The sequence below is a fragment of the Mesorhizobium sp. M0077 genome (assembly GCF_040322955.1).
Taxonomy (GTDB): Bacteria; Pseudomonadota; Alphaproteobacteria; order Rhizobiales; family Rhizobiaceae; genus Mesorhizobium.
Window position 1 is genome coordinate 1 of record NZ_JAMYUL010000039.1, and the last position, 829, is coordinate 829.

The following is an 829-nucleotide window of genomic DNA, read 5'->3' on the forward strand; positions in this document are numbered from 1 at the left end:
CTGAAGGTGTGGAGGCGGAAGCCTGTTCGGGCCCTTGCGGCCGACCACGATGAATCCCTTCCAAACCTTCAGCCGGACGGTGTTGTTGACGCGCTCCATTAAATGCCGGGACCAAACATATTCGGCGGGAGCACTGATCCTGAACCAGCGAGCGGATGCAGTCGGTTGCCGGTCGGGGAGCAATATAGGGAGCTGGGTCGCCAGCCTCCGGAGACTTACGTGACAACCATTCCTTAAAGGATTCAGCTTTGAGACCCTTCCCTCTGACTTCCGCGATTTGGGGCATTGTGTTGATCAGCGGCGTGGTCAACGTGCTTGCGCTCATCTCGCCGCTGTTCATGCTTCAGGTCTATGACCGCGTTCTGGCAAGTGGCAGCGTATCCACGCTAGTGGGGCTCGTCGTGCTTGCTGCGGGGCTTTATGCGTTCCAATGCCTGCTCGACATTTTGCGCGCCCGCGTGCTGCTGCGGATTGGCGAGCGTTTCGATGGACAGTTTTCCGGACGCGTTCACGATGCGATCGTTCGCCTTCCGCTTTCAACGCGCATGCCGGGCGACGGCTTGCAGCCGCTTCGCGATCTCGACAATGTTCGCGGCTTCTTAGGTGGAAACGGTCCGACAGCGTTCTTCGATCTGCCATGGATGCTGTTTTATCTTGGCATTTGCTTCCTCCTTCATTTCTGGATCGGCATGACGGCACTTATCGGGGCGGTCGGTCTCACATCTCTGACACTCCTTGCCAACACTCTCTCGCAAGGGCCGATAAGCGATACCGTTGCCCACAACATGGCACGCAATGGTCTGCTGCAAGCAGCGCGTTGCAATGCCGA

General features: G+C 58.0%; 1 pseudogene. It reads left to right on the plus strand.

Annotated elements, in window-relative coordinates:
* Positions 1–338 precede the first annotated feature (338 nt).
* Positions 339–829, plus strand: a pseudogene (locus tag NKJ57_RS30810) (type I secretion system permease/ATPase); the annotation flags it as partial.